The sequence below is a fragment of the Acidiluteibacter sp. genome (assembly GCF_055129545.1).
The window spans coordinates 40,702-64,262 of the sequence record NZ_JBSRUB010000005.1 but is presented as its reverse complement, the minus strand read 5'-3'; the positions used below and the strand labels follow the sequence as shown (position 1 = coordinate 64,262).

The window sequence follows — 23,561 nt, the reverse complement described above, 5'->3', positions numbered from 1 at the left end:
TTCAGCAGGCCGATGGGGTTGCCGCCGTCGAGCACGAGCAGGGTCTCGGGATGCTGGCCGCCAGCCCCCCGGTCGCCTCACACGATTGAACCACACTACAACTGGAGAGACCATTACATCGCATCTGAAGACGAGCGATCCCCTTTTTATGAGCGTGAATACAGCGAATTTGAATTCATTGATGCTGTTTACGACCATTACATTCATCCCCAATGGGACAACATTGAATCGCCTACCTTATACATTAAAATTCTTTTTACCGATTACGATGAAGGCTATACCATCATTGAAATGATAGGCGAATGGAATGATCTTCTGTACAACGACATCATGTTTTTAAAACGCAACATTATAGATGTGTTGGTGGATGAAGGAGTGAATCGTTTTATCATGATTGGAGAAAATGTCTTGAATTTTCATACCTCCGATGACTCCTATTACGAAGAATGGTTTGAGGATATAGAAGAAGGTTGGATTGCATTCATCAACTTCCATGAGCACGTATTGCAAGATTTTGCAGATGCCAACATTGATTATTACATCACAAGTGGTGGTGAACTAAACGACCTCAACTGGAGAACTTATTTACCTGCTCAACTGATTGAGAAAGTAGATAAAATGGTAATGAAGCGGATTGGGTGAACAAGGCTCTACTTGATTTGAATTTTAAAATCATCTATAAGCTTATCGTCTCTATCCAACACTTTTACTAAAAAATCTCCAACTGGTAAGATTAGTGCATATTTTTCATTTCCAATTACATGAACAATGAATTGATCTACAGGAACTGCTTTTTCCTCTTCACCAACCATAAACGCTTGCACCAAATAACCTTTCTTCAACTTTTTATTGTCTATCAAATAAGGTTTAAATCCTGTCTGGTTAAATAAATAACTCGGTCTTCCATTTTTGGAAATTATGCGTGAACCAAACACCTCTACATCGTAATATCCTTGTCGTTTATCAGTCACCCAAGAAGCTCCATTTGAAGTGAGCACAAAAGGTTGATCAGTATTAGGCAATTCTACTGCAGCCTGATAGAAGCTGCTTTCATACTCTTGCGCACTTCTTTCTATATAATCAGTTTGATTAATGGTAAAAGGATCTATTCCGGTGAGGTGATTAAAATATTCAGCCATTTTTATCCAATCTCTATTGGTTTTTTCTTGTAAATGAGCATATCCACAATGAACAAGCACCTTAGCGTTCGGATCTTCTTCCAATATTTTCTTAATGTGCATGGCCTGATACAACTCTCTCAAGTTGTTGCAATAATTGGGCTTTTCGCTGTCATAATCGCATTCCGGTGTGTCATCATACCCTACTATTTTATAATTTAAATCAATAGCGGTTCGGATTAGATTTCCAAAAGCCGGCTCATTGGTGTAAAAACCACTTGAAGTACCTTTTATTGGATAACCTCGATCAGTGAGTAAACTGTCTAAAGGATTCACCCCTTCTGAAGCGTAATATGTAAACCCTTTTGAACGAAGTTCAATTAAAAGTTCCTTTATAAACACCCGATGCTGTGGCATATAATGTGCTTCGTTTATCATGACAACACGATGCTCGGCTACATTTTTTAGAATATAATCAAGCGCATTTTCTGCAGCGTACTCTTCTAAAGAGATTTGGTTGGTGTCACTTCCTGGTTTTCTGGGACGAGCAAACACTTTCTCAAAGTAATTCGCAGCTAAGGAGTCTTCACTCACAAAGGAATAGTATGTACTTAACAATTGATAATAAGTACTCTTATCGCTTCCACTTTCATAAAACGCTGCGTTATCAGTCAGCTTATTTATGGCAGAATTATATCCGTTACTTTCGAATGCTTTAGAAGCAACAAAGTAAGGCGACTCTTGAGAAAAAACAGTTGAACTAAATACTAGAAAAAGACTATTGAATACTATTCTATATTTCATAACTAAAACTTAAAAAGCAAATGGAACATTCTAGTCCAATGAACTTTAATTTCTAATCATCAAGAATAAGGAAAAATATTGAGATGGAGTGACTAAGCGCTTCTTTACTCGTAAGCTAATAGTAAAAAGTTATAATGAAACGGATTGGGTGATTCTAACAATCACATGCCTTACCCACTTGCTCAATCGACATCAAGTTGACCAAACTATCGCGCTCGCACATTTCTAATTTATAATGCAATTGTGCTTCGGCAATGGTGATGTCATAAATCGGGCAAGGTTTCTTTTGCGTTTCACTCTTTTTGAAATCCACATCAGCGCCTTTGATTAGAATTTTAGAAATGCTGTCTCGCTCCAAGCCAAGGCAAGCAATTTGACATTCTGCCTTATCTGATGCTTTAAATTCAGCTTGTTTAATGGTAATCAAAACCCTTCCTTGAGGCGTCCATGAGGTTAAGTCCCTTGAACCAAAAATAACATACACTACTAAGGTTCCTAATGTTAAACCAATCGCAAAAAACTTAAATCTTTTCCAAAAATTCATGGGGCGAAATTAGGAATAAAACAGGGTGCAGGCTTTAGAATGGTGGGGATTATTTGAGAGGACTCGAAGTCGGCTTAAATTTGGTTCTCGAACAAAGATGTCTGCGGTAATGGGATTATTTTTTCAGTTTGGTTTTCAAATCCATACTTCCATGAAGAATTCTGCTTATTTCAATTAAATTTTCATCAATTATTTCATAGAATACAATATGTTTTCCTGTCCGGAATCCAAGAAGATTAGCTGATACTCCATTGTAACTTTTTCCTTCACTTGGATTATCTGCAATATCTTGAAAAACTCTAACTAAACTGTCATAATATTTATCCGCTTGATTTAAAGACCACTTTTTGAAAGTGTAGCTCCAAATATTATTCAAATCTATAACTGCTGATTTACTGAGCTTGTATTTAAGCATCAATATTGTGCTTTGCTTTTAAATCTTTAAGGTTTTGAACAGGGTCAAAATCTTCAGCGATTCCACTATCCTTTCCTTCTTGTATTGCTGCTCTTAAAGCCATTAGTTTACTATCTTCATCTTCTAAAAGCCTCAGCCCTGCACGAACAACTTCACTCACGTTTTTATAACGACCGACAGCAATTTGACTTGAAATAAACTGGTCAAAATAATTACCGAGTGATATGGATGTATTTTTACTCATCTTATTTTATTTTTACCAAATATACCAATAATTGGTAAGTTTCTAAATTGCCTATCACACCCAAATTAACTAAATATCTGAAAACTGCCGCTTCATCAATCTAATTGACAGAAATGTAGATTTGATTATGAGCAATCGAAGTTAACGGAAGGAAGACGTCTGCGCTAGCGAGTAGCCATAGTTAGGCACTCATTATCTTACTTTAATTTTTTCAATTAGGTCTCCGTATTTGTTTCCTATCAATTTCAATAACTCATTAACTGTTCGAATGGAGTTTTTCAACCCAACATCCATGACAATTGAGTAATAAACTTCGTTTTTAGTTAAGTTAGATATAAACTCAATCTCTTTTCCTTTTTTGTTTTGATTCCATGTTCTCTTGAATTCTTTTAAGGAATCATTTATCGAGTCGATTGTTTTACTAGAAGGTTCGCTTTTGAAAAATACTTCTAACTCAATATCGGGAATAAGTAAATAATAATATTCAGCATTAAACCCGAATCCGTTTTTTTCTGCTTTACTTTTCTTGTAAGGAGAAATATGAGCTTCAACTTTATCAATTGGAAAGTCATTCTCCCAGCTAAAATCAATCGATTCCGAACTTACTTCACTTTTGTGTGCAAGTTCCATGGTAATTTGTTTGGTTTTCCAACTGATTGTGGTAGGCAAAGACCATGAGGTCGGAGTAATAAATTCAATAGTAGCTATTACTCTATCCTCCATAAATTTAATATTCATGGGTTTCATGCCGACGATTAACTGAAAATTATGTTTCTGGAATTGTTTAATTCCTGATGTCTCTCCTTTACTCCATAATTGTTCACTTAGTTCTTTTTTAAAAGAGGGGTGAAGTTCACCACCAAATTCATCAAAAAAAATCGTCCAATCATTTACCATTTAAGTTTCTTTTTTATGTTTCTGAACTTAAGGACATAACACACTCGATGCGTCATATCCATATCCTAATTCTAGCCCAAATTAACTAAATAATCAGAAGCTACCCCTTCATCAATCTAATTGACAGAAATATAGATTTGATTGCACTCAATTGAAGTTAAGGGAGGAAAAGTTCTCATGACTTTGGTTTATTGAAGAAGATGACTGGTATAACGAGGAAACTATATTAACAAGGCAATAAAAAAAGTCTATCTACTAGATTGCTTCAAATTTTTTATAAAATTTACTCCATAGAGTTCTTTTAATTTGTTAACTATTTTATAGTCTATGTCACTAGGATAATAAGGTGGAGGAATAGGTTCTGTTTTTATAAAAAACTTATTGTGATCTTCTCCGCTTGAATATTTAGACCGAACAACCATTTGCTTTATCTCTTCTTGTTGTTTTTGAATCTGATAATTGAAAATCAGATGAGTATTAGGCTCAAACACATCAGATACTATATTGTAATCAATATTATAATCTTTATAATTTAGGTCTTGATAATATGCACTCTTTGTAATATAACTAATCATTTTTTTCTTATTTTCAATAGAAAGTTTCAATCCTGAAAAAAAGTAAACTGTATCAAAAAGAATACTTCCTTGACTACTATTTTGGTGCAGACGACTTACTTTCATCTCATAAATATAAATTATTGAATCTATTGTACTGACTGAATCTATCAATTTACAAATTCCGGAAACTGCTTCTTTTGAATTTAGAGCATATCTAACAGACTTATTGCTAACACTTTTCAAAGAGTCGATATATTCAATATTATTAGTAACCATAATTTGATTCTTAAATTCATTAATTATCAAACTATAAAGCGAACCACCAGCAATAGAAGCCAGTATCGAATCCCAACCTACAGTTACACCAATAGAATTATAGTCCGTCACCTCTACAATAGGCTCTTGACTCATGAAAAGATAAGACTTAAGTAATTCCTTTTCCTTAATGATTTTATTAATGGAGTCAACTAACCATTCGCTTAAATATCCTTGATAGAGACCTGGTGTTACCGCATTTTGATTTCTAGTAATAAGACCATAATTAAAATCCAATCGTTTTTGATGAAAACTAATAAACCCATTTTTATATAATTCCAACTCAAAATAATTATTGGATATTGTAATTATTTTGAACTTCAACTTAGGATCATTATTTCTCAAGAATTTTTGGCTGTAGTAAGTGGCCGATTTATCCGACAAATAACAAATTGGTTGAGAATAGAATGAACAACCATAAATGGGATTTTTATTCTTAGAGTGAATAGGTAGATATTTAATCCTTAAAGAATCTTCATTAATAAAGTACTCTAAATTTAATACTGTATCTGTATTATTCAATACCATCAAAAAGGTACTATCGGTGAGTTTAGATTTAGTTGTTTCTCCGAATTTAAGCCCGTTTATTAAATATCGATGGTGATCAATAAAAAGAGAGTCATTGGTAATTTTCAATTTGTTACCTAAAACTGTCATCCACTCTTTATTCAATAGCATATCTTTAGATGACTGTGCTATACAAAAATGCAAACTTAACACACCAAATACCAACAAGAAAAAGACTCTATTCGTCATCTAATTTAATTTAGTTGTGCTCTGATTCCATTAAAAATCAACCTACAAAAGCTGAAAGCTCCGGGAAAATTCTGCTTCAGTGCTAAAGTTAACCAATCAACTGCGATTAAACTCATTTACCAAGGATGGTAATGCTTTTATCCAATCCTTTTCTCTCATAAGAAGTACTTTTTCAGTTAGGGGTTTATTCTTGGCAATCATTGGTAGAAAATAATCCTCAAACTGCTTTCTATTCGCTATCCCATAAAAGGTTTTTCCATTATCATTACTAATCACATAGGATTGATTTAAAAATCCAATTGGTATTGAATTCGGACCATAATTATGTTTCACCTTTCTAATATGGTTATACAAATTAATTTCTCCTACTTGATATACTTCTAGTAGATCTTGATTGTATGTAGCCCAGCTATCTACAGTAAAGTTATGACCTACAATAAAGCTGTCTCTTTTTATTACTAAGCTTTGTAAATTGTGAAGGTCTACTCTTCCCACTTTTTTGCCATTTAAATAATGTTTAATTATCGAACTTCCTATAAGGTTTGTCTTATAGCTAATTTTAAACTCCCCGACTACCTTCTCTCCACTTTTTGTCCAATAGTGCCCACTACCTCCCTCACTTAACCTTCCTTGTGCACCAGCATAAAAGAAGCCACTTAGAAGCAATATCAACGTCAGAATAATTTTCATAAATTCTATTTTGGAAATAATTTATAAAATAAATGATTTTTTATCTTTCGTGATACATGAAAAAAGAAATCAGCTAGCTAATCTTGAGAAAAATAGAATTCATTTTAGCCCGATTTCTCGGGATCAATTCAGCCAACTAATCTCGAGTACGAGATTCGGGCTTCATTAATACGCTGCCATTAATAAATCCAAATCCTTGTAAGGCAATTTGAACGTATCTGCCAAGTACTTATTCGTCAAAATTCCTTTGTATAAATAAATGCCGTTTCGAACCGAATAAATATTTCGCATGGTGTTCTCTACGCCACCTTGTTCGCCCATGTCCATAATAACAGGCGTAAACACATTGCTCAAGGCATAAGAAGCCGTTCGAGCAACTCTAGAAGCTATGTTAGGCACACAATAATGCACCACTCCATGTTTCGTAAAAGTAGGATTGGAGTGAGTGGTTACTTCTGAGGTTTCTATACATCCGCCTTGATCGATACTCACATCAACGATGATGGAACCTTCCTTCATCTTCTCCACCATTTCTTCCGTCACTACAATCGGTGCTCTACCCATTTCTGAGCGCAATGCACCAATCACCACATCTGCCGTTTTCAATGCGGCTTTCAATTCTTGTGGTTGAATGTTGGAAGTATATAATCGTTGGCCTACATCATTTTGTAGTCGTCGTAACTTAAAGATGTTGTTGCTGAATACTTTTACAGAAGCACCTAATCCCAATGCGGCTCTAGTGGCAAATTCGGCTACCGTTCCTGCACCTATAATCACCACTTCTGTTGGTTTTACTCCTGTAATTCCGCCCATCATCAAGCCTTGTCCTTTGTTGACATTGCTCAAATATTCGGCGGCTATTAAAATGGACGTATTTCCTGCAATCTCACTCATGGCGCGTATCACTGGAAATATTCCTTCTCGGTCTTTAATGTAATCGTAAGCAATGGCCGTTACTTTTTTGGCCATCATCTTTTCTAGAAAATTCTTGGGTTGCACTGGCAATTGAATCGCTGAAATCAATGTTTGCCCGTGCTGCATGTATTCAATTTCTGCATGCGACAAAGGCTCTACTTTCAGAATAATATCTGCTTTATATACTTCCTGTGCCGACATGGCTATTTGTGCTCCTGCCTCGCTAAAATCATTGTCACTAAAGTTGGCTTTTTCTCCTGCCTTGGATTCTATCACCACTTGATGCCCATTATTTACCAAGGTACAAACATCATTCGGCACCAACGGAATTCGTTTTTCTTGCAAGGAGGTTTCCTTTGGTATTCCAATGAATAAGTGACACTTTTTTCGTTTCACTTCTAGCATTTCCTCTTGTGGTAGATAACCTGCTGCTGACTTCGCCAGCGATTGTAATAAATCTTTAGACATCCCTATTGTATCGTATAAGTTCGCGCTTCTTCTTTTTGTTCAATCCTGACTGTTACGTATGATTCAGGCAATAGGTTAGAAATTTTCTCTGGCCATTCTACCAAGCAATAATTACCGCTGTAAAAATAGTCTTCCACTCCCATGTCCATCGCCTCTACTTCATCATCAACTCTATAAAAGTCAAAATGATAAACCGACTCTTTCAATAATGGCGAATAATATTCATTCACCAAAGAAAAAGTAGGGCTACTTGTCAAATCTTCAACTTTAAGCAATTTACAAATTATCTTGATTAAAGTCGTTTTTCCGGCCCCCATTTCTCCGTAAAAAAGAACAATTCGTTTATCTTCTGCATGTTCAATTATCTGTTTTGCAATGGGTGCTAAGTCGGTCAATTTAGAAGCGGTTAATCTCATAGTTTTGATGAAAGTGTCACAATAGGAACCAGCATTTCTTCTAAAGAGATTCCTCCATGCTGAAAGGTATCTTTATAGTATTGAACATAATGGTTGTAATTGTTTGGGTATGCAAAAAACAAATCATTTTTTGCAAAAATATAAGATTGACTCATATTGACACGTGGTAAGAAAGCATCTTTCGGCTCTTTTATCAACATAACATCTCCTTTGTCAAAACTCAAATTCTTTCCTTGCTTATACCGCAGATTGGTATTTACATTTTTATCTCCAATCACTTTCGAAGGATATTTTACCTTTATAGATCCGTGATCGGTCGTTAAAATCACTTTCGCTTTCTTACTCGCCAATACTTTGATGGCTTCCATAAAGGACGAATGCTCAAACCAACTCAATGTCAATGAACGATAAGCTGCTTCGTCTTCCGCCAATTCTTTGATCACATTGGTGTCTGTTCTTGCATGTGAAAGCATGTCGATAAAATTGTACACGATGGTATTGAATTTATTCTTCATCATGTTTGGAATTTCATCCACTACTTTTCGACCAAAACTTTGGTTCAACACTTTGTAATAATTGTAACGGATATCTTTACCACCCAATCGCTTTAGATTCAAGCCCAACAATTCTTCTTCGTGCAGATTTTTCCCACCTTCTTCTTCATCGTTCAGCCACAATTTTGGATACATTTTTTCAATTTCTGATGGCATTAAACCAGCAAACAATGAATTACGGGCATATTGTGTGGTTGTTGGCAAAATACTCAAATAAGTATCTTCCTCCTCTATCCAGAAATATTCTCTAATCTTTGGCTTCAAAATCTCCCACTGATCGTATCGTAAATTGTCCACCACAATTAAAAAAGTAGGCACCTCATCGTTGATGTGAGGAAACACTTTTTCCTTTATAACACCCGGCGACATCAATGGCCCTTTTTCTCTTCCGTGCAACCAATCTTCATAATTGTCTTCAATAAATCGTGAAAACAATTGTCTGGCTTCATCCTTTTGAGTTTGTAGAATTTCATTCAAACCAGTCTCTTCGATTCGATCCAATTCTAGTTCCCAGTAAACTAACTTTTTATAGACATCTTGCCATTCATCGAACGTCATGTTTTTATGCATGCTCATTCCGATGTTTCTAAACTCTTGCTGGTAGTTAATCGTCGTTTTCTCACTCACCAATCTAGACGTATCTAAATTCTTTTTAATGGTCAATAAGATTTGCTTTGGATTTACTGGCTTAATCAAATAATCAGAAATCTTCGAACCAATGGCTTCCTCCATGATGAATTCTTCTTCACTTTTGGTGATCATCACCACCGGAAGCGAAGAATGTGTGCTTTTTATTCTGTTCAGTACTTCCAAACCAGAAATTCCAGGCATGTTTTCATCTAAAAAAACTAAATCATATCTGTTTTCATCCACCATTTCAAGTGCATCTGCCCCTGAAGTTGTCGTGCTAACATCATATCCCTTCTCCTCTAAAAAAATTATGTGTGGTTTGAGTAAATGAATTTCATCATCTGCCCAAAGAATTTTTATCTTCGCCATTAATTATTAGTTTTAAATTTCAACTCTCAATATAAGTTCTACAACGCAAGAATATTGTCGAGTATGATTTTAATTTTTCATAAAATTAGTTAAAGGAAAATCCTTGGAAACAACTCAGCCGAATAAAAAGAAAATATTTAATGATCCCATCTATGGATTTATCTCCATTCCTTACGATCTCATTTATGATTTAATAGAACACCCTTACTTTCAAAGATTAAGAAGAATCAACCAACTGGGTTTAACTCATTTGGTTTATCCAGGAGCGCTACACACTCGTTTTCATCATGCTATGGGTGCCATGCATTTGATGCAACGTGCCATAGAAGTCATTCGCTCGAAAGATCACGTAATCACTGCAGAAGAAGCCAAAGGTGTCACTATTGCAATTCTTTTACACGACATTGGCCACGGTCCATTTTCGCATGCTTTGGAGTATTGCATTGTAAAAAATGTGACTCATGAAACCATTTCTGCTTTATTGATGGATCGATTAAACGATCATTTCAATGGGGAATTGGATTTAGCCATTCAAATTTTCAAAAATCAATACCACAAGAAATTCCTACATCAATTGGTTTCTTCTCAATTGGACATGGATCGATTGGATTATTTAAAAAGAGACAGTTTTTACACCGGAGTTTCTGAAGGTGTTATTTCTGCTGATCGAATCATTTCCATGCTGAATGTAAAAGACGATGCCTTGTGTGTGGAAGCAAAAGGAATCTATTCGATAGAAAAATTCATTATCGCAAGAAGACTAATGTATTGGCAAGTGTATTTGCACAAAACAGTTTTATCTGCTGAGCAATTATTGGTTCACATTTTAAAACGTGCGAAAGAATTGGCTAGCAACAAAGTGGAATTGTTCTCCACTCCTACTTTTCGTCGATTCTTATACAATGATTTCGATACGGAATCATTCGCGAAAGACAAATCAGTTTTGAATGATTTTGCCGCCTTGGACGATTTTGACATTACGGCCTCTATTAAAGCTTGGCAGCAGCATGAAGATGCCATTTTGTCCATGTTATGTAAAAGTATGTTGAACCGAAATTTGTATAAAATTGAGTTGTCCAATGACCCAATTTCGGCTGAGCGATTCGATACTATGAAAAAGAAGGTGATGGATGAATTGAATATTACTGAGCACGAAAGTGACTATTTAGTTTTTTCAGGAACCATCGCAAACAATGCCTACAACCCTAAAAATGATAAAATTAACCTACTCTACAAAGACGGAACCATTTTGGACATTGCGGCAGCGGCTGATCAGTTAAATATTTCGATGCTATCCAAATCTGTCACAAAATATTACACTTGTTTTCCTAAACAAAACATGGTTAATAACTTCAAAAAACAGGAAGGATAAGAACGTGTAAATAATTACTATTTTTGAAACATGGAATTTTCTGCGCATCAAATTGCCCAAATGTTAGGCGGAACAGTAGAAGGAAACCCCGAAGCAACTGTTAATACGCTCTCTAAAATCGAGGAAGGAACTAAGAATTCCCTATCCTTTTTAGCAAATCCAAAATATACACATCACATCTATCAAACAGATGCTACAATTGTTATTGTCAACACTACTTTTGTTGCTGAAGAGCCGCTAAAAGAAGGTTGCACTCTGATTCGTGTAGAAGATGCGTATGGAAGTTTTGGAAAATTGTTGGAAGCTTACAATCAAATCAAAAACAATAAGGTAGGAATCGAGAAGCAAACGGCCATCTCAGAATCTGCTCAATTGGGAGAGAATTTATACATTGGTGCTTTTACGTCTATCGGTGACAATGCTAGAATTGGAAACAACGTAAAAATTTATCCTGGATGTTACATTGGTGACAACGTAACCGTTGGAGACAATACCATAATTTTTGCTGATGTAAAAGTTTACACCGATTGTGTGATTGGAGCTGAATGCTTGATTCACGCGGGCGTTGTAATTGGTGCAGATGGATTTGGATTTGTTCCGAATGCAGAAAACCAATACAATAAAGTGCCACAAATCGGCAATGTGATCATTGAAGACCATGTGGAGATTGGCGCCAATACTTGCATCGATCGAGCAACTTTGGGCTCTACCATTATTCGAAAAGGAGTAAAGTTGGACAACCTCGTTCAGATTGCTCACAATGTAGAAGTTGGAGAAAATACAGTTATTGCAGCTCAAACAGGCGTTGCAGGATCTACCAAAATTGGAAAAGATTGTATGATTGGTGGACAAGTTGGTTTCGCAGGTCATTTACTAATTGCCGACAAAGTTAAAATAGCAGCCCAATCAGGTATTGGAAGTAATATTAAAGAGGGAGAAATTGTGCAAGGTTCTCCTGCCTTCCCTATTGGAGATTATAAACGTTCATACGTAATGTTTAGAAATCTACCACAAATGAGCACAGATTTAAGAGATTTAAAATCGGAGATTTCCGAAATGAAAAAATAGAATTTTCGCCACTATGAGTGACAAGCAAAAGACAATTAAAAATGAAGTAAGCGTATCTGGAATAGGCTTACATACAGGAGAAAAAGTAACCCTAACGTTCAAACCAGCTCCTGACAATCATGGTTATAAATTCCAACGAATTGATCTGGAAGGGAAACCAACAATTGATGCAAATGTAGACCTAGTCGTGGATACTTCTAGAGGAACTACATTGGAGCAAAACGGAGCTAGAGTGTATACTACAGAGCATGCATTAGCTGCTGTTTATGGTTTGGGAATTGACAATATCCTAATTGAGTTGGATGGCAAAGAAATTCCGATCATGGATGGAAGTTCTCGCTTTTTTGTGGAAGCTTTGAAGAAAGCGGGTACGGTAGAGCAAACTGAAGAAAAGAATTATTACGTTGTCACTGAAAACTTGGCTTTTGAAGATGTTGAGAAGGGCACGGAGATGTTGATGGTTCCACAAGATGAATTCCGATTAACTGTAATGGTTGATTACAATTCTAAAATACTAGGTACGCAGCATGCTCACATGTATCACATCGGTGAATTTGAAAAAGAGATTTCTACTTGCCGCACATTTGTTTTCTTAAGAGAACTAGAGGTATTGGCAAAACATGGTTTAATAAAAGGTGGAGATTTAGACAATGCGATTGTATTGGTCGATCAAATATTACCTCAAGAAAAAATTGATGAAATCGCTGACTTACTTGGAAAACCAAAAATGGAAATCAAGGAAGCAGGCGTTTTAAATAATTTAGAATTGCATTTCCAAAACGAACCAGCACGACACAAATTATTGGACATGGTGGGTGATTTGGCTTTGGTTGGTCGTCCAATTAAAGGACATGTTTTGGCTGCAAGACCTGGTCATAAAGGAAATACCGATTTTGCTAAATTGATTAAGAAAAGAATCAAAGAGGAAATCAAAAAACCACCTTTATACGATCAGAACAAACCACCAGTATTTAACATCGAAGAGATTCAGAAAATGTTACCTCATCGATATCCTTTTTTATTGGTCGATAAAATAATAGAGCTTTCAGACACCCATGTAGTGGGAGTTAAAAATGTCACCATGAATGAAGATTACTTCCAAGGTCACTTTCCTGGAAGCCCTGTAATGCCTGGCGTACTTCAAATAGAGGCGATGGCACAAACGGGTGGAATTTTAGTGTTAAATTCGGTTCCAGATCCTGAGAATTACTTGACGTATTTTATGAAAATCGACAATGTAAAATTCAAGAATAAAGTTGTGCCAGGTGATACATTAATTTTCAAATTGGAGTTACTTTCACCAATAAGAAGAGGTATTTGCCACATGAAAGGAACAACTTATGTAGGTGATAAAATTGCCACAGAAGGTGAAATGTTGGCACAAATTGTAAAAGTAAAATAGTAGATGAGCCAAAATTATATACATCCTGATGCTAAAATTGGGAAAGACGTAATCGTTGAACCTTTTTCCTATATCGCTGGCGATGTAGAAATTGGAGATGGAACTTGGATTGGACCCAATGTCACCATCATGGATGGAGCTAGAATTGGCAAAAATTGTAAAATATTTCCTGGCGCTGTTATTTCTGCGATTCCACAAGACTTAAAATTTGATGGTGAAATAACCACTGCCGAAATTGGTGACAATACAACCATCAGAGAGTGTGTTACAATCAACAGAGGAACTGTTGATCGAAACAAAACTACGGTTGGAAACAACTGTTTGTTGATGGCTTATGTTCACCTTGGCCACGACGTTTCTGTTGGAAACAATTGCATTTTGGCGAATTCTGCAAACATAGCTGGTCACGTCACCATTGAAGATTTTGTAATCTTGGAAGGAATTGTTGCAGTTCAGCAGTTTATTTCAATCGGAGCACACAGCTTTATAGCCGGTGGATCATTGGTTCGTAAAAATGTTCCTCCATTTGTGAAGGCAGCGAGAGAACCATTGAGTTACGTTGGTGTGAATTCAGTAGGTTTGAGAAGAAGAGGATTCTCCAATGAATCTATTCTACAAATTGAAGACATTTACAGAACACTTTATGTGAAGGGAAAAAATGTATCCACATCACTTGATATCATTTCTCTAGAAGCACCTGAATCTCAAGAAAAAACATTAATTCTAGAATTTATTCGGAATTCTGAAAAAGGCATTATTCGAGGACCGCTGTCTCTTTAATTCATGGAAATTACACTCAATAATTTAGGTAGACGCTTCAATAAAGAGTGGATTTTTAAAGGTATTACTGCGAAAATTGATTCACAACACCCTACCGTGATTTTTGGGTACAATGGTTCAGGAAAAAGCACATTATTGAAACTAATTTCTTCGAGTGAAATTCCTTCAGAAGGATCCATTACTTATAAAAAGAATAATTCAGCCATTCCACCTGAAGAGATTTATAGCGAACTCGGAATCGCCACTCCTTATATGGATTTGCCCGAAGAGTTTACCTTAAGAGAATTGCTTCAATTTAATTTAAAATTCAAGCCCTTTATTGAGGGTCTAAAAGTAGAAGATATCGCTGAGATTGCCTACTTGAGCGAATCCATGCACAAGCAAGTTAAAGTATTTTCATCTGGAATGAAGCAGCGTTTAAAATTGGCGTTGGCTTTCTACACCGAAAATTCGATTTTACTGCTTGATGAACCTACTTCTAATTTAGATCAAAAAGGAATAGACTGGTATCAGGATGAATTAAAAAAGGTAAGTTTCAAAAAAACAATTGTAATTTGTTCCAATGCGAAGGTTGAAGAACACTTTATATGCAATCAAGAAATAGACATTAATCAATATAAATAGAATATAATTTAATTCTCAGATTGCGTAAATTTGGGAAAAATATCAAACAAATAGAATATGGCCAATACATCAGATTTTAGAAACGGACTTTGTATCAAATTTAATCATGACTTATACTCAATCGTAGAATTTCAGCATGTAAAACCCGGAAAAGGAGCTGCTTTCGTTCGTACGAAATTAAAAAGTTTAACTTCAGGAAAAGTGATAGACAACACTTTTAATGCAGGAGTAAAAGTAGAAACGGTAAGAATAGAAAGAAGAAAATACCAATTTTTATTTAAAGATGATAGCGGTTATCACTTCATGGATTCTGAGACCTTTGAGCAAACTTTTTTACCTGAATCATTGATTACAGCGCCAAAATTCTTAAAAGAAGGAAATGATGTAGAAGTAATCTTTCATGCGGAAGAAGAAAAGGCTTTAGAGTGTGAAGTTCCTGCATTTGTTGAATTAGAAATTACTTATTCTGAGCCAGGGATTAAAGGAGATACAGCGACTAACTCAACTAAAAAGGCAACTGTTGAAACCGGTGCAGAAGTAAATGTTCCTTTGTTTATCAATGAAGGCGATAGAATTAAAATTGATACACGTAGTGGAAGCTACGTAGAACGTGTAAAATCATAAGATATTGAAACTAGAACGACCATCTACCTTGCAAACTATTGCAGGTTTACTCGACGCTTCCTATAAAGGTGAAGCTAATTTAGAAGTATTAGGAATCAATGAGATTCACCGCGTAGAGGTTGGTGATATCGTTTTTGTAGATCATCCAAAATATTACGATAAGGCATTAAATTCCAATGCCACTATTGTAATTATCAATAAAGATGTTCCTTTTCCTGCGGGAAAAGGAATCATCATTACTGAAGACCCTTTTAAGAGTTTCAATTTTCTGACTAACTTTTTCAAGCCATTTTCATTCAATTCGGAACAAGTTGCAGACACTGCCGCAATTGGTAACAATTGCCGAATTCACAGCACAGTAGTCATTGGAGATCGAGTGAAGATTGGAAACAATTGCATCATCCATCCCAATGTGACCATTTATGACGATTGCGAAATTGGAAACAATGTGATCATTCATGCGAATACTGTAATTGGTGGACATGCTTTTTATTATAAAAGAAGAGCAGATCACTTCGAGCGCTTAAATAGTTGTGGAACTGTTGTAATTGAGAATGATGTAGAAATCGGAGCTTCTTGTACGATCGATAGAGGTGTTACGGCAATTACTCAAATTGGTGCAGGCACTAAAATAGACAATATGGTACAGATCGGGCACGACACAATTGTAGGGAAAATGTGTCTTTTTGCTGCTCATGTTGGTATTGCAGGCTGCGTAATTATTGAAGACAATGTCACCCTTTGGGGACAAGTTGGGATCGTATCTGGAATCACTTTGAAAAAAGGAACGGTTGTTTTGGGTCAGTCAGGAATTTCAAAAGACACCAAAGAGAATACTGTTTATCTGGGTTCTCCTGCGGATGAAAGTAGATCGAAAATGAAAGAGATGGCAGCATTGAGAAGAATACCTACAATGATTGAGCAACTGAAGGAGAGCAAGTAAATGAAGAAAGAAGTCAAGCCGAATAGAGCCAGTGAGAAGCTTCAGCTCTCAAAAATAAAGCTTGACTCTTTATTGAAAGTCACCATTGGTATCAATGAAAACTTATCGACTAACGAGTTACTATCCTTATTTTTATCAATTCTTTACAATGATTTAAGAATCGGGAAGATTTGTTTGTTCGTCAAAAGAGAACAATGGGAATTAAAACTAAATCAAGGAGTTTCTGAAAGTACACTTAAAATCGACTGGGAGAAAGTAGAAAAAGAAATTCAAGAAATACACGTGGTCAGTAGTTCTGATCTTGAGTTTTTACACCCTTTTGATGTAATCATTCCAATAAGACATAAAAGTAAACCCCTCGCCTACTTATTGCTGGGTGATTTTGATGGCGAAAAGTTAGAAGTTAGCCCGATCATTAGACACTTGCATTACATTCAAACTTTGAGCAACATTATTGTTGTTGCTTTTGAAAATAAAAGATTGTATCAAAACAGCATCAAGAATGCTGCCTTTCAAAAAGAATTGGAAGTGGCTCGTGATATGCAACGTCTGCTCATCCCAAACAACTTACCAAGCAACGAATTCTATCAGTTTAACTCTCTTTATCTTCCCTTTGAGGAAGTAGGCGGCGATTACTTTGATGTAATACCACTAGAAGAAGATCGCATTGCATTTTGCATTGCCGATGTTTCGGGCAAGGGAGTTTCTGCAGCATTATTAATGGCCAATTTTCAAGCTAATTTAAGAGCGTTGATTAACGTTGCAGGTTCTTTAGAGGAACTAATCGTTAAACTGAATCAGAAAGTAATTGAAAGTGGCGGAAGGGAGAAATTCATCACCTTCTTTATAGGTATCTATAATCCCAAAACGAGGAAATTGTATACTGTAAATGCAGGTCACAATCCACCCCTTCTTTTTCAAAACAATGAAGTAGTGGAACTAAAAAAAGGTTGCACCATTTTAGGCATGTTTGATGAATTACCAGAAATATTAGTGGAACAATATCAATTAGAGGTCAATTCAAAGATTCTGTGCTACACAGATGGGATTACAGAGATTACGAATGATAAAAATGAAGAATTCGGTATTGACCCTTTGCGGAATGTTTTGGTCGAAAACAAAGTAAAAAACATCGCTGATGAGTTGAAAAAATCGGCTGATTTATTTAGAGGAAATCGTCCGCTGCCTGATGACATCACCTTACTTGCCGCTATATTCCAGTAAATTCTTTTTGTGGTAAACATCAATCGCCACCAAAATGGCAATAAATCCCCAAAAAGGAACAGCCATTTTATCGGTATCCAAGAAGTTATTTAAAAACCCATGTACAACATAGGTCGTCAAACCTAAAAGAATGGCTAGAACCAAAGATTTCGCCTCCCCCTTTGGCAAACAATGGTACAATTTTGAGCCTCTATAAAAAACAACAATTATGATGATCACATAGGTCAGACTTCCAAATAGACCCATTTCGGCTAAAGGTCCAATGTATTCACTGTGTGCATTCCCTACATCTCCTGAGTTTGTTGAGATAATGGTTAAATCCTCAGCCGACTGAAATGGGGCATATTGAAATTGATAGGTTCCTGGGCCAAATCCAAAAATCGGTCGTTCTTCAAACATTCGAATTGCAGATTTCCATCGATTAATTCGCTCTAAATTCGATGCATCGGTGGTAATATTAGAAATCGATTGAATGTGTTCTGTAATATTAGTTCCTGTGGAATCCTGATTATTTCGCTCTAGGTTTTTTATTATTTGTGTCCAGAATAAGGTAAAAAACAACCCTAGAAAGAGTGCGATTGACATGATCGCACTAAAACGAATCTTGAGCTTGTAAACAAAATAGAGAACCAAAGCCACCACCACACTAATCCAAGCAGCACGACCATAAGACAAAATTAGTCCTGTGGTAAATATTAATATCAGCACAAAACTTGTGATTTGAAATCGTTTAAAGCGAGGGTTAAATGCCAAGTAAAACAATATTGGGTATACCAATGCTAAAACAGCACCATATACCGTGTGATCCTTTAAAAATGGCTGCATCACCCAATGTCCAGATCGCTCGCTGAAGCCATTTAAACTATGATGAATAGATGTATAAACAACTACTGCACCCATTGGAATCACAAACAACCAAAAGAATCGATTAATATTTTTATAATTGACGAATAGTTGTGTCGCAACAAAGTAAAAACTAACGATAAACCATAATCTCGAAACTAAGTATTTCAAAGACACGATAGGCATCTCAGAAGTTAAAGTGGTGATGAATATCCAAAAAAGGTAAAACAGTATAGAGAGGGTAATCGGATGCTGAATAATTCGATAATCAAATTTTCGTTCGTATAATAACCTCAACAAGAAAATGATCATTACCCCAAACATCAATGGTTCTGTGGGTAAAAACATCCCAACACCACCAATCGAAAATTCTTCAATACTCAGTGATAAAGGGGTTGTTAGTACAATAAACAACATTAACTTATCCAAAGCCAAGAAAGCCATCAAACCTAGCGCAAGAGCAAATGGAACTAAAGAAAACCAGTAGTTTTCCATAGCGATTAGCACACCATTTGTCATGATAAAGAGAAAACTCAAAATCAGAACAGCGTTATGTTTGACGTAGTCGGTCATTAATCCTTTAAATTGATTCTACTCACAATTAGAATAGTCGCTGTAAAGATCACAGCCCCAATCATAGACAAGGCCACAATAAGCCATCTAACAGGATATGCTTTCTTATCCGGAACTTCAGGAGTGACCAATACATTTGAATAAGTTACTTCTTTTACCAAATCAATTTTCAACTTTTCAAAATCAGTAAGTAATTCAGCGTATTGTTCATTTAAAAATTCGATTCGACCATTTATGTTTTGAATATAGGCACCATGCTGTGCTACATTCTTGAATAGTGTTTCAGTCTCGTCAAAACTATTCCCTCGAGAACCAGATGACAATGCTTTTAAATATCCTTCGGTTACTCTTTCAGATTGACCAGCATACTCCATTATACTGTATTCTTTTCCGTATTTATTTACAATCCCGAGCAAACTATCTATTTGTCCTGAAAGGTTTGTTAACACCACTTTTTTATACTGATATATTTCTTGCACTTTACTACGGTTTACACTTGTAACCAATTGATTCAATTGCTTTATAATCTCCAAAACCATATCTCTAGCTCGTTCAGGGCTTGTGGAAAGTACAGTAATTTTAATCGATTCGAATTTCGTTTCGCTTGCTCCTACATGCTCTCCGTATGACAACATCATCCATGTTCCAGCATTGATGTCGGCAGTGTCAATTTTATACTCATTATATAAATCAAATTTTCTTACCAATGAGTCTCTTATAATATTTGATTCCAAGTATTGTTGCAATTGTTCTAATGCAGTTTCATCAGAATACTCCCAAACATTGGAAGGATAAATCACTGCAGATGATTCATACTTTGGTGTGATAAATGCCGAACTTGAAAAAACACCAGCTAATATGGCAGCAACAATTGCAACTCCTGCAAGGAGTTTCAAATTTTTAGCACCAAACTCTAGCAAGTTCTTACTTCCTTTCATATAATCTTCTTGATTGTCTTGCGTGTTCATCGGATTAATTTAAATCGAAAAGTGTAATGAGTATTAAAGTGAACAAGAATGTTCCAATTGTAGAGACAAGTACAATTAACCATTTTACAGGGTAAGCTGGTTTTTCAGACTTGTAGGCTTTATTTACAATAAACTTATGCTCCACATTTTGAGTAGCATCTACTTTTGCTTCTTGATATTTGGTTTTTAAGAAATTGAGTTGTTTCAACTTGAATTCTAGATCCAAGGTCATTGTTAAGTATTCTCCACCATACTTAGCCAAAGTATCCAACTGATTCTGCATTTGTTTCATTGCAGATTGGTTGTTCTTTTGCAAAGCAATGGCATGTTGCTCACTCAACACCTCAACCTGGGTAAAATAATCCTGAATCCCCTTCGCTCTCAATTCATCCATCCGCTGATACATTTGATTCAATTCGTACTGAAAGCTATTGTACTCTTCTTCAACAATTTTAAGTGCCTGGTTGGCCACTTGGTGCTGCATCATATTAATAGCAGTATCCAATAAAGAAGAAATATCGTTGGCTATACTCGCAGCAATCTCTGGATTACGATCCAATACACTTATTTCAACTGACATAAATGGAGTCCGTTTAAATGTAATATTTGATTCATACTCATTGTATAGTTCAGTCATTTTGTATTTCTGAACTTGGTCGATTTCATAGTGGGTCAACAAATCATATTTCTCTATAATTCTGTTTCTGATTTCATCAGAATTCAAAATCTGAAGCATTTGTTCAGCTTGCTCTTCTTCACCAAACTCCAATAAACTTTTATCGTCGAATCCTCTTTCTGCGATAAGAGTTTTGGAAATATTAGTAGTGGCAGCAGGAAATAAAATCACACTTGACTCATATTTTTCCTCTATTAAAAAAGAAACCATAATAGAGATAAGAAATGCTAATGCACTAACCGTAATCAATAGTTTCTTCCATTTAATGATCAATGGAACCATTGTCGTAGGCTTTAATTCGTAGGGATTTTCTGATTTCATTCAAAAAAATTTCAAAGGTTCAAAAGTAGTAAATTGATCAGACTAATTGCCTGCTTTATTTTTAAGTATCTGCAACATTGCTTGTGGTTCAATTAACTTTAAAGATAAAGCCAAAGTTCCTCCAATTGCAATGGTTAAAATAGATTGCAACATCCAATCTAAGGTTCTAATTGATATAAAATAACTTATAACAAAAAATAAGATTAAAAAGAAACCCATTCTAATCACGTAATTCAAATGAGTTTTCCATTCTAAGATTCGTTTAACAACAATAATTTGCGCCACTATGACGAATATTTGGGTAATAAGGGTTGCAACGGCTGCCCCATAAGATGCATATTTTGGTATTAAAATATAGTTCAATATCAAATTAATGAGCAACCCAACAATTGCAATTCCATTCAATGCCTTTAGACTACCATTGGCAGTTAAAAATGTACCGAAGATATAGGTTGAAGCAATAGCGACAAAATTCAACATCAATACTTGAAGCACTTTGGCAGATTCAATCGTATTTTCAACGTATAACAATTCCATAATTTCCGTGGCATAGAAAAAACAGACTCCAAATAAAGTAATTGCTGGGATGAATATTAAATTAAATGACAATTTGATCAGTTCACTTGGCGACTCTTTCGTTGAAATCATTTTAGAAAACATCGGTAGCAATAAACCAGCAAACAAATAACCAAAACTAGCGGAAGCCTCCAGTAAACGATATGCTTGAGCATAAATACCCGCTTGTTCCCTGCCGTTGGGCAACAATCGTTCAATCATCACAGAATCTACTCTATAATAAAAAGCCATCAACAAAACGAGTAATGCAAAGGGCATACTTTGTTTAAAAATGACCCTTAAAAGGGGAATATTAAGCGCTAGTTTAAAAGTATTTATGCGATTTCCGAGAATTAGTATCGCAACTATACAACTTAAAACATATGCGAAAGTTTGTGACCAAACAAAGTGATTAATAGTAAATTTAAAATCACTAATTCCCCATAACATTGTTCCGCATACCGCAATCATGGTAATTCGGTCCAACACCGACAAAAAACTATCCCACTTAAATAGTTGCAGCCCTGCGATATTTGATCTTAAGTACAATAAAAAGGATACCAAAAACTGGTTCAAACACAATACCAATAACAGAACTAACTCTTTTCCTTGATAGTCGAAAAGAAAGGCAAATACCAAAGTTGCGATCAAATAAGCAACTCCAAGAAGGAGTTTTAACATAACAATGGACGAAAAGTAACGTCCTAGCATGTGATTGTGCTGCGCTATATTTCGGTTGTTGTAATTAGTAATTCCAACATCGAGAATGATGTTAAGTAAAATTGAGAAACCGAAAAGTGCATAATAAATACCATATTCTTCAGCACCTAACGTGTTTTGAACCGTTCGATCGATGCCAAAAATCCAAAAAGGTTTGATGAGCAGATTGAGAAAAAGTAAGAATAGGAGATTAATTAAAAACTTCCGCTGCATTTGTAATGATGGTAAATCAAATACAATAGTAAGCAAACCCATTCTTTTGGTCTCTATAAATTGATGAAAATACATCAAACAACTCTAAAAGGAATTGATATATTTGCAGGCTTTATTGAAAGCCAACCAATATGGAACTAAAAATGACAGTCGAACAGTTTTTCTCTATTTTCTTGAAAGAATTGGAGCAAAACAAAGACCTGCATTATTACTATAAATTTCTAGATAAACCTGAACGATTCGAATACAGAAAAGCATATTTCTGTCAGCGACTTCAATACATTATAGACCATATCAACGATCCAAAGCTTGACATTTTAGATTTAGGTTGTGGCTTTGGAACTACTGATATTTTTTTATCCATCAATGGGTTTTCCGTTCATGGCACTACATTGGAGCATTATTATAAATTGCTGCCAAAGAGGATGGAATATTGGTCACAATATGGTGATGTTTCTAAATTCACGTATTCCTATGAAAATCTTTTTGACCACAAATTCGAAAGCGAATCTAAAGATTTAATCATTATCCAAGACACCATGCACCATTTGGAACCTTTGGATGATGCCATCAAAATCCTAAATCAAGTATTACGACCTAACGGAAAATTGCTGATTATAGAAGAGAATGGGAATAACATCATTCAAAATGCCAAACTATTCCTGCAAAGAGGCAATAAAAAAATCATTGAAATATATGATGACACACTGAAGAAAAACATCTTGCTGGGCAATGAAAACATCAAAAGTTTAAAGGAATGGCGGAACGCTTTTAGCAAGCAAAACTTAACAATTGATGGGTCTTCAGTTCAATACATCAGGTACTATTTACCATTTAACTTTCCGGCCAATAAACCTGCAGACGCGATTGCAAAAGAGCAACAAATCTGGAAAAAGAGCCCTTTCTTAAAAGAGTATTTTTTCTTTGGAATCAATTTTATGGTGAATAAGAAGTAACTTTCTC

At 35.5% G+C, this 23,561-nt stretch carries 24 protein-coding genes; 10 read left to right on the top strand and 14 right to left on the bottom strand.

Going from position 1 to position 23,561, the window contains the following annotated elements; all coding sequences use genetic code 11:
* On the top strand, window positions 1-642 hold a 642-nt coding region (locus ACTB0X_RS02010), incomplete at its 5' end, for a hypothetical protein (protein ID WP_463023309.1).
* Between the two features lie 8 nt (window positions 643-650).
* On the opposite strand, the gene ACTB0X_RS02005 is transcribed toward ACTB0X_RS02010, so the two are convergent.
* The 10 genes from ACTB0X_RS02005 to porX all read right to left on the bottom strand — a co-directional run bounded on the left by ACTB0X_RS02005 (window position 651) and on the right by porX (window position 9,692).
* On the bottom strand, window positions 651-1,922 hold the full coding sequence (locus ACTB0X_RS02005; RefSeq protein ID WP_463023308.1) for a hypothetical protein: 1,272 nt from the start codon (window positions 1,920-1,922) through the stop codon (window positions 651-653).
* A 154-nt stretch (window positions 1,923-2,076) separates the two neighbouring features.
* Window positions 2,077-2,466 (bottom strand): hypothetical protein, encoded by a 390-nt coding sequence (locus ACTB0X_RS02000; protein ID WP_463023307.1) that lies wholly within the window; start codon window positions 2,464-2,466, stop codon window positions 2,077-2,079.
* Window positions 2,467-2,581: 115 nt separating this feature from the next.
* The gene (locus ACTB0X_RS01995; protein ID WP_463023306.1) at window positions 2,582-2,881 is read right to left on the bottom strand and encodes a type II toxin-antitoxin system RelE/ParE family toxin; all 300 of its coding nucleotides are present in this window, start codon (window positions 2,879-2,881) and stop codon (window positions 2,582-2,584) included.
* Window positions 2,874-3,125 carry a type II toxin-antitoxin system ParD family antitoxin gene (locus ACTB0X_RS01990; RefSeq protein ID WP_463023305.1) on the bottom strand — a complete coding sequence of 84 codons (252 nt, stop codon included), beginning with the start codon at window positions 3,123-3,125 and terminating at the stop codon, window positions 2,874-2,876. The genes ACTB0X_RS01995 and ACTB0X_RS01990 overlap by 8 nt, the downstream gene beginning before the upstream one ends.
* Before the next feature lie 192 nt (window positions 3,126-3,317).
* Window positions 3,318-4,022 carry a hypothetical protein gene (locus ACTB0X_RS01985; protein ID WP_463023304.1) on the bottom strand — a complete coding sequence of 235 codons (705 nt, stop codon included), beginning with the start codon at window positions 4,020-4,022 and terminating at the stop codon, window positions 3,318-3,320.
* A gap of 248 nt (window positions 4,023-4,270) precedes the next feature.
* Complete coding sequence (locus tag ACTB0X_RS01980; RefSeq protein ID WP_463023303.1) at window positions 4,271-5,650, bottom strand: hypothetical protein; 1,380 nt, start codon at window positions 5,648-5,650, stop codon at window positions 4,271-4,273.
* Between the two features lie 96 nt (window positions 5,651-5,746).
* Entirely contained in the window at window positions 5,747-6,340 is a 594-nt protein-coding gene (locus tag ACTB0X_RS01975; RefSeq protein ID WP_463023302.1) for a hypothetical protein, read from the bottom strand.
* A 165-nt stretch (window positions 6,341-6,505) separates the two neighbouring features.
* Window positions 6,506-7,723, bottom strand: coding sequence for an alanine dehydrogenase (locus ACTB0X_RS01970; protein ID WP_463023301.1), 1,218 nt, complete (start codon window positions 7,721-7,723; stop codon window positions 6,506-6,508).
* 2 nt (window positions 7,724-7,725) lie between these two features.
* Window positions 7,726-8,139, bottom strand: a complete 414-nt coding sequence (gene tsaE / locus ACTB0X_RS01965; RefSeq protein ID WP_463023300.1) for a tRNA (adenosine(37)-N6)-threonylcarbamoyltransferase complex ATPase subunit type 1 TsaE — start codon at window positions 8,137-8,139, stop codon at window positions 7,726-7,728.
* Complete coding sequence (gene porX, locus ACTB0X_RS01960) at window positions 8,136-9,692, bottom strand: T9SS response regulator signal transducer PorX (protein ID WP_463023299.1); 1,557 nt, start codon at window positions 9,690-9,692, stop codon at window positions 8,136-8,138. The genes tsaE and porX overlap by 4 nt, the downstream gene beginning before the upstream one ends.
* Window positions 9,693-9,795: 103 nt before the next feature.
* On the opposite strand from porX, the gene ACTB0X_RS01955 reads away from it, so the two are divergent.
* From ACTB0X_RS01955 to ACTB0X_RS01920, 8 genes are read left to right on the top strand one after another with little or no spacing between them, the layout of a single operon-like run.
* Window positions 9,796-11,064 (top strand): HD domain-containing protein, encoded by a 1,269-nt coding sequence (locus tag ACTB0X_RS01955; protein ID WP_463023298.1) that lies wholly within the window; start codon window positions 9,796-9,798, stop codon window positions 11,062-11,064.
* 30 nt (window positions 11,065-11,094) lie between these two features.
* The gene (gene lpxD, locus ACTB0X_RS01950) at window positions 11,095-12,132 is read left to right on the top strand and encodes a UDP-3-O-(3-hydroxymyristoyl)glucosamine N-acyltransferase (RefSeq protein WP_463023297.1); all 1,038 of its coding nucleotides are present in this window, start codon (window positions 11,095-11,097) and stop codon (window positions 12,130-12,132) included.
* A gap of 13 nt (window positions 12,133-12,145) precedes the next feature.
* Complete coding sequence (locus tag ACTB0X_RS01945) at window positions 12,146-13,534, top strand: bifunctional UDP-3-O-[3-hydroxymyristoyl] N-acetylglucosamine deacetylase/3-hydroxyacyl-ACP dehydratase (RefSeq protein WP_463023296.1); 1,389 nt, start codon at window positions 12,146-12,148, stop codon at window positions 13,532-13,534.
* A 3-nt stretch (window positions 13,535-13,537) separates the two neighbouring features.
* The gene (gene lpxA, locus ACTB0X_RS01940) at window positions 13,538-14,314 is read left to right on the top strand and encodes an acyl-ACP--UDP-N-acetylglucosamine O-acyltransferase (RefSeq protein WP_463023295.1); all 777 of its coding nucleotides are present in this window, start codon (window positions 13,538-13,540) and stop codon (window positions 14,312-14,314) included.
* Window positions 14,315-14,317: 3 nt separating this feature from the next.
* On the top strand, window positions 14,318-14,938 hold the full coding sequence (locus ACTB0X_RS01935; RefSeq protein ID WP_463023294.1) for an ABC transporter ATP-binding protein: 621 nt from the start codon (window positions 14,318-14,320) through the stop codon (window positions 14,936-14,938).
* A gap of 57 nt (window positions 14,939-14,995) precedes the next feature.
* Window positions 14,996-15,562, top strand: coding sequence for an elongation factor P (gene efp, locus ACTB0X_RS01930; protein WP_463023293.1), 567 nt, complete (start codon window positions 14,996-14,998; stop codon window positions 15,560-15,562).
* Between the two features lie 4 nt (window positions 15,563-15,566).
* Window positions 15,567-16,505, top strand: a complete 939-nt coding sequence (locus ACTB0X_RS01925; RefSeq protein WP_463023292.1) for a UDP-3-O-(3-hydroxymyristoyl)glucosamine N-acyltransferase — start codon at window positions 15,567-15,569, stop codon at window positions 16,503-16,505.
* On the top strand, window positions 16,506-17,729 hold the full coding sequence (locus ACTB0X_RS01920) for a PP2C family protein-serine/threonine phosphatase (protein WP_463023291.1): 1,224 nt from the start codon (window positions 16,506-16,508) through the stop codon (window positions 17,727-17,729). It begins immediately after the preceding gene.
* On the opposite strand, the gene ACTB0X_RS01915 is transcribed toward ACTB0X_RS01920, so the two are convergent.
* Genes ACTB0X_RS01915 through ACTB0X_RS01900 form a run of 4 tightly spaced genes read right to left on the bottom strand, consistent with a single transcriptional unit; the run spans window position 17,706 to window position 22,640 of the window.
* Complete coding sequence (locus ACTB0X_RS01915) at window positions 17,706-19,145, bottom strand: O-antigen ligase family protein (protein ID WP_463023290.1); 1,440 nt, start codon at window positions 19,143-19,145, stop codon at window positions 17,706-17,708. The two genes, ACTB0X_RS01920 and ACTB0X_RS01915, sit on opposite strands and share 24 nt — an antisense overlap.
* Window positions 19,145-20,113 carry a hypothetical protein gene (locus tag ACTB0X_RS01910; protein WP_463023289.1) on the bottom strand — a complete coding sequence of 323 codons (969 nt, stop codon included), beginning with the start codon at window positions 20,111-20,113 and terminating at the stop codon, window positions 19,145-19,147. Before ACTB0X_RS01910 ends, ACTB0X_RS01915 begins: the two co-directional genes overlap by 1 nt.
* 4 nt (window positions 20,114-20,117) lie before the next feature.
* Window positions 20,118-21,110, bottom strand: a complete 993-nt coding sequence (locus tag ACTB0X_RS01905; protein WP_463023288.1) for a Wzz/FepE/Etk N-terminal domain-containing protein — start codon at window positions 21,108-21,110, stop codon at window positions 20,118-20,120.
* Window positions 21,111-21,152: 42 nt separating this feature from the next.
* Window positions 21,153-22,640: an oligosaccharide flippase family protein gene (locus ACTB0X_RS01900; protein WP_463023287.1), complete on the bottom strand. Its 1,488-nt coding sequence runs from the start codon at window positions 22,638-22,640 to the stop codon at window positions 21,153-21,155.
* Window positions 22,641-22,741: 101 nt separating this feature from the next.
* Here ACTB0X_RS01900 and ACTB0X_RS01895 point away from each other — a divergent pair, with 101 nt between their 5' ends.
* Entirely contained in the window at window positions 22,742-23,554 is an 813-nt protein-coding gene (locus ACTB0X_RS01895; protein ID WP_463023286.1) for a class I SAM-dependent methyltransferase, read from the top strand.
* The last annotated feature ends 7 nt before the right edge of the window (window positions 23,555-23,561 follow it).

Bases quoted from the DNA above. Each gene is read 5' to 3' on its own strand.
- ACTB0X_RS02005 (WP_463023308.1), bottom strand. From the start codon at position 1,922: ATGAAATATAGAATAGTATTCAATAGTCTTTTTCTAGTATTTAGTTCA.
- ACTB0X_RS02000 (WP_463023307.1), bottom strand. From the start codon at position 2,466: ATGAATTTTTGGAAAAGATTTAAGTTTTTTGCGATTGGTTTAACATTA.
- ACTB0X_RS01995 (WP_463023306.1), bottom strand. From the start codon at position 2,881: ATGCTTAAATACAAGCTCAGTAAATCAGCAGTTATAGATTTGAATAAT.
- ACTB0X_RS01990 (WP_463023305.1), bottom strand. From the start codon at position 3,125: ATGAGTAAAAATACATCCATATCACTCGGTAATTATTTTGACCAGTTT.
- ACTB0X_RS01985 (WP_463023304.1), bottom strand. From the start codon at position 4,022: ATGGTAAATGATTGGACGATTTTTTTTGATGAATTTGGTGGTGAACTT.
- ACTB0X_RS01980 (WP_463023303.1), bottom strand. From the start codon at position 5,650: ATGACGAATAGAGTCTTTTTCTTGTTGGTATTTGGTGTGTTAAGTTTG.
- ACTB0X_RS01975 (WP_463023302.1), bottom strand. From the start codon at position 6,340: ATGAAAATTATTCTGACGTTGATATTGCTTCTAAGTGGCTTCTTTTAT.
- ACTB0X_RS01970 (WP_463023301.1), bottom strand. From the start codon at position 7,723: ATGTCTAAAGATTTATTACAATCGCTGGCGAAGTCAGCAGCAGGTTAT.
- tsaE (WP_463023300.1), bottom strand. From the start codon at position 8,139: ATGAGATTAACCGCTTCTAAATTGACCGACTTAGCACCCATTGCAAAA.
- porX (WP_463023299.1), bottom strand. From the start codon at position 9,692: ATGGCGAAGATAAAAATTCTTTGGGCAGATGATGAAATTCATTTACTC.
- lpxD (WP_463023297.1), top strand. From the start codon at position 11,095: ATGGAATTTTCTGCGCATCAAATTGCCCAAATGTTAGGCGGAACAGTA.
- ACTB0X_RS01945 (WP_463023296.1), top strand. From the start codon at position 12,146: ATGAGTGACAAGCAAAAGACAATTAAAAATGAAGTAAGCGTATCTGGA.
- lpxA (WP_463023295.1), top strand. From the start codon at position 13,538: ATGAGCCAAAATTATATACATCCTGATGCTAAAATTGGGAAAGACGTA.
- ACTB0X_RS01935 (WP_463023294.1), top strand. From the start codon at position 14,318: ATGGAAATTACACTCAATAATTTAGGTAGACGCTTCAATAAAGAGTGG.
- efp (WP_463023293.1), top strand. From the start codon at position 14,996: ATGGCCAATACATCAGATTTTAGAAACGGACTTTGTATCAAATTTAAT.
- ACTB0X_RS01920 (WP_463023291.1), top strand. From the start codon at position 16,506: ATGAAGAAAGAAGTCAAGCCGAATAGAGCCAGTGAGAAGCTTCAGCTC.
- ACTB0X_RS01915 (WP_463023290.1), bottom strand. From the start codon at position 19,145: ATGACCGACTACGTCAAACATAACGCTGTTCTGATTTTGAGTTTTCTC.
- ACTB0X_RS01910 (WP_463023289.1), bottom strand. From the start codon at position 20,113: ATGAACACGCAAGACAATCAAGAAGATTATATGAAAGGAAGTAAGAAC.
- ACTB0X_RS01905 (WP_463023288.1), bottom strand. From the start codon at position 21,110: ATGAAATCAGAAAATCCCTACGAATTAAAGCCTACGACAATGGTTCCA.
- ACTB0X_RS01900 (WP_463023287.1), bottom strand. From the start codon at position 22,640: ATGGGTTTGCTTACTATTGTATTTGATTTACCATCATTACAAATGCAG.
- ACTB0X_RS01895 (WP_463023286.1), top strand. From the start codon at position 22,742: ATGACAGTCGAACAGTTTTTCTCTATTTTCTTGAAAGAATTGGAGCAA.